We start from the raw sequence: 4,355 nt of genomic DNA on the forward strand, positions 1-4,355 counted from the left end.
GCCGGTCACGGTGACGGTTTCGAGCCGCTTGGCCTGGTCAGGGTTGGCCTGGGTATTGCCGGAATCCTGTGCGAACACCGAACCCGCGACGGCGATGGCGCCCATCGCAAGGCCAAGACGGATGGCCGTCGACAGCTTGCTGTTTCCGAAATGCTTCACGTATTTACTCCCCTAAACGACGTGATCGACTGAAATGTGAGCAGCCAGGTGTCGTCCTGGCTTTTTCGAGCGCACAGGTCCCCGCGGCGCTGTCCTGGAAGACAGTGCCGTTACCGCGCGATTGAAGCAGGACTTTGCGGATCCCCCCGACGCCCTTCTTCGAACTTAGACGAAATTTTCACGAAACGTCAATAAATTTCGTAACTTTGTCGCATGAGTCTGTGGAAACAATGACTTGTGCGTGCGCCAGCTCGCTCGAAACAGGCATCATGGGTAATGAAATTTCGCTTTCGCAAGATTTCGCGCACCGCTCTTGAGCAAAAAGCCGCGCAAGAACATGCGATTGGGGCGGCCGTGCAAAGGGAAAAGGCGCGATCCGCTGGCGTGGTGTGCTGATTGACGCCGCGGACCAGCGACCGCGCGACCACGCGTTGGGCGCCAAGGCCACTATGCGCATGTTTTTCGCGATCGGCGCGCATACGGTCGGTGGATCGGCCACCCGAGCGCGACGCAGCGCTGACAGGCCAGGTGGCCTCCATGGTCGCGATGATGCAGCTCAGTTCACCCCTGCTGCGAGGGCGCCTCGGCTGACCTGCGATTGCCGTCAGGCCGGTTGCGGAGGATGAGTAGTGCGAACTTGCCCGGCGCATCCACGCGCTTGCTCGATGCCAGTGCATCGGCTCCGGACGTTTTGCACGGTCTACAGGCCTTGGCGAACCAGCCTCAGGACCCGCAGTACATCGTCGTTGGTCTTGCTGTAGATCAGAACCAGATCGTCGTAGAGGTAGCAGTCCCGGTAGCCGGGCAACTTCTCTTGCGGAGCCGCGATCCTGTAGCGCGTTGGCATCGGCTTGTCCGCCATCAGAAACCCGAAAACGACGGCGAGGTCCGCATCGAGTTCCTCCCCATGGGGGCCGCCCTTCTCGCGCTTGTAGTCCTCTTTGAACTGAGGGCTTCGTTCAATGGTTCGCATGCAGGTCGTTCATGAAGTCGACCAGTTGCGAGAATCGTTGCCCGCGCCCCTCCTCAAGATCCTGCAGCGCCCTCTGAGTCCGTTTGCTCGGGCGCAGGAGGTCGAGCGAGGCCTCGGGGTCGTTGGCGAGCCGCTTCACCAGGATCTTGATCGCCGTGTTCAGCCCCATGCCAAGCATGGCGTCGAGGTTCTCTTCGGCTTTCGCGCGGACATCGGGGTCTACGCGCACTTGGATCGCAGGGCTTGCCATGATCGCCTTCTGGGTCATCAGGAGTGTGGAGGTTGGTCGAGGCAACATGCATCCCAGTGAGGAACAGTCATGGAGCGAGGTGTTGGCTGATGAGGCCTTGCGTCCAGCCATCAGCCAAAGAGAGAAGGCATTGTCGTGCTTCCGGGCTGGTGGATCCTTAGCCGTGATCACTCGGCCGCGGCATACCAAACCACCTCTCCATGTGGCCCGACACGCGCCCCATCCACGGGGTAGCTTCGCGGTGTCTCCCGCCTGGAGGTCGGGCCTTCCCAGCGGCTTGGCGGCTCGATGCTTCTCGTCGCCTTGCTGCTTTGTGCGTCAGAAAGCCGGGGCCCCTTGCGGAGCCCCGGCGACGTACGGTGTTACGTGTGTTGCTTAGAACTGCTGGCTGTACTGCAGGTAGAAGTAACGATCCAGGTCAAGGTTCGGATCAACCGAGCTCGTCGAGTTGTTGCCAAACGTGGTGGCGCTGATCGTGTTCGGCGGCTGCTTCTTGAAGATGTTGCGGATGCCGAATGCGATCTGTGCCTTCCACGGCAGCGAGTAGCGGGCCTGTGCGTCGTTCATCACCACGGCGCCCATACGGTTGGCGCCCGGGCCATAGGCCCAGTTCACGCTGGTGTAGTTGGGCATGTTGCAGTGAATGACCGGATCGCTCTGGCTCCAGCACTGGTCGATGAACGCACCGTAGTAGCGCATATCCCAGGTAGCGCCCCAGTTGCCGTAGGTGTAGTCCACGCCCAGGTTGGCTCGCCACTTCGGCGTGCCGTACTGGCCGGCGTAGTTGATGACCGGAGCGCCGCTGACACTCTGCTGGTTCCAGTTCTGCAGGTAATTGGCGTTCATGTTGAACACGAACTTGCCGAACGAGAACTGCGGCAGGCGATAGACGATGCCCGCGTTGTAGCCCTTGGTCTCGATAAAGCCCAGGTTTTCGTTGCCGCGCTTGAGGTTGACGATCTGGCCATTGGCGTCACGCTGGAACGCATCGCAGAACTGCTGCACCGAGTACTGGTAGCACTGGGTCAGCACGTAGTCGGCGCTGACGGGCGTGATGACGTTGGTGATCTTGATGTCGTAGTAGTCGACCGTGACGTCAAACCCGTCGATGTAGTGCGGGCTGTACACCAGGCCCAGCGTACGGGTCGTGCTGTGTTCCGGCTGCAGGCTCGCGTTGCCGTAGCCGGTCTGGAACGGCGTCGTGCCCTGCGAGTCATAACCACCGACCGGTTGGCCGGCGGTATTGAGCTGGCGGAAGGTGGAGGAGAGGCCCGCCGCCTTGCACGCGGCCGCCACCGTCGGGTTGCTCGTGTTGCCGAACTTGGCGTCGCAGGGGTCGGTGTAGTAGTCGAAGGTCTGCGAACCGCCGCCGAACAGGTCACCCAGCGTCGGCGCGCGGAAGCCCTTGGCGAAGGTGCCGCGGACCATCAGGTCGTGGAACGGCGACCAGGTGAAGCTGTACTTGTTGTTGGTGGTGCTGCCGAAGTTGCTGTAGTGCGAGTAGCGGGTGGCCACGTCCACGTTCAGCGACTGGGCGCCCGGCAGATCCTTCAGGATCGGCGCGTTGAGTTCGACATAGGCTTCATTGGTGGTGTACGAACCCGTGGTCGGGCCGGCGGCAAGGTCGGTGGTGTAACCGGAGCTGGCCAGCTCGTCCGGCGTGTCGTAGCCGCTCATGTTGCGATGCTCGAGGCCCGCAGCGAAGCTGAAGGTGCCGGCCGGCAGTTCGAACAGGCCACCGGTGATATTGGCGGTGAAGTCCTTCTGAACGCTCTGCGACGTGGACTGCTCACGCGCCACGATGTAGTTCAATGCATCCTTGGTCGAGGCACTCGGACCGCCCAGGATGTTGAACGGCACGCACTGGCTCAGCGGGATCGGGCTGGAGGCGTTGCCGCACTGCACGACGCCCTGGGCGTTGAGGAACGACGGGCCCAGCGCCTTCTGGAGGTTCAGCAGGTTGATGTTGCCGATGCCCGTGCTGTCGACGTCGTACTTGTTGTAACCGAAGCCGGCGTCCCAGTTCCACGGATGGTCGAGGAACTCGAAGTTGCCTTCAAAGCCGGCGTCGAAGTGCAGCGACTTGGCGCTTTCGCTGGTCACGCGCGGCAGCTCGACGATGCGGCGGTAGAACGGCAGGTCCGTGCCCTGGATCGGGTTGTAGTAGCTGTCGCCGCTCACGTACACCGGGAACTGCGGCTGGCTGGTGCTGTTGAGCGGATAACCGGCAACCTGCGTCGACGAGTTGCGCTCGGCGTACATGCCGGTCGCCTTGAACGTCACGTTGTCGCTGAAGTTGTAGCTGCCTTCGGTGAAGATGGACTTCAGCTCGGTCGGCAGCTGCTGCATCATCTGCTGCGTGGAGTTGAAGTAATCGTTCGGCTGCACGCCGGCGTGATAGTTGGCGAAGTTGGTCGCGTCCGCACCCACGCCGATGTTGTTCGGATCGCCGGTGTGGTTGAGCACGTAGCTCTTGCCGTTGTAGGAAATGCGACCCCACGGACCGGTGCCGCTGTAACCAGCCGACGGATCCCACGGATAGTAGGTAGCCGAGGTGAAGTCACGGGTCTTCGCCCACACCGCTTCGGTCTTGTTGTAGGTCGCGGCGAACACGAGCGAGGACTTCTCCGTCGTGTTGCCCACCGTGAACGAATAGGCCTGCTGGCTGCCGTCGCCCTTCTCGTTCTCACCCACCTGGCCGCTCACGGCAGCGCCGTTCATGCGGTCCTTGAGGATGATGTTCACCACGCCGGCGATGGCGTCGGAGCCGTAGATCGAGGAGGCGCCGTCCTTGAGGATTTCAATGCGCTCGATCAAGGCGGCCGGGATGGTGGACAGGTCGGTGTAGCCATTGAGGCTGGTCATCCAACGCTTGCCGTTCACCAGCACCAGCGTGCGGTTTTCGCCGAGGTTGTAGAGGTTGACGTACTGGCCGCCTTCCTCGGTGTTGCTGACGAGCACGGCCGACTTGCT

The 4,355-nt window shown here is 61.8% G+C and carries 3 protein-coding genes; all 3 read right to left on the bottom strand.

Annotated features, from left to right (window positions below; translation table 11 throughout):
* Positions 1-859: 859 nt before the first annotated feature.
* Positions 860-1,132, bottom strand: coding sequence for a type II toxin-antitoxin system RelE/ParE family toxin (locus DVT68_RS09750; protein WP_114824876.1), 273 nt, complete (start codon positions 1,130-1,132; stop codon positions 860-862).
* On the bottom strand, positions 1,119-1,400 hold the full coding sequence (locus DVT68_RS09755; RefSeq protein ID WP_158543485.1) for a type II toxin-antitoxin system RelB/DinJ family antitoxin: 282 nt from the start codon (positions 1,398-1,400) through the stop codon (positions 1,119-1,121). Before DVT68_RS09755 ends, DVT68_RS09750 begins: the two co-directional genes overlap by 14 nt.
* Before the next feature lie 357 nt (positions 1,401-1,757).
* Positions 1,758-4,355, bottom strand: a 2,598-nt coding sequence (locus DVT68_RS09760) for a TonB-dependent receptor plug domain-containing protein (RefSeq protein ID WP_114824878.1), incomplete at its 5' end; no start/stop codon positions are given.

It is taken from the genome of Dyella solisilvae (assembly GCF_003351225.1).
In the GTDB taxonomy this organism is placed as follows: Bacteria; Pseudomonadota; Gammaproteobacteria; order Xanthomonadales; family Rhodanobacteraceae; genus Dyella; species Dyella solisilvae.

Bases quoted from the DNA above. Each gene is read 5' to 3' on its own strand.
- DVT68_RS09750 (WP_114824876.1), bottom strand. From the start codon at position 1,132: ATGCGAACCATTGAACGAAGCCCTCAGTTCAAAGAGGACTACAAGCGC.
- DVT68_RS09755 (WP_158543485.1), bottom strand. From the start codon at position 1,400: ATGACCCAGAAGGCGATCATGGCAAGCCCTGCGATCCAAGTGCGCGTA.